The following is a 307-nucleotide window of genomic DNA, read 5'->3' on the forward strand; positions in this document are numbered from 1 at the left end:
TCTCTTGTAAGAATTTTCAGGGTTTGTTGTCTATTGTTCAGTTATCAATGTTCTTTTTTTGTTGTTGCCGTTTCATGCGACAGCTTTTATATTATATCAAAGCATTTCATGTTTGTCAACAACTTTTTTATTTTTTTTGCTGTTGTGAAGCAATCCCTCACGCGACAGCTTATTTAGAATAGCATATTCACCAAGGCTTGTCAACAGCTTTTTGATTTTTTTTGCAATTTTTTTTGCAATTTACTTTTTTCAAAGTTTTCGTCTGAATATTCCCATACTCATGCTCGAATTTTTATGCAAAACTTTT

Source organism: Coprococcus sp. AM11-30B, from assembly GCF_027674365.1.
GTDB lineage: Bacteria > Bacillota > Clostridia > Lachnospirales > Lachnospiraceae > Allocoprococcus > Allocoprococcus comes.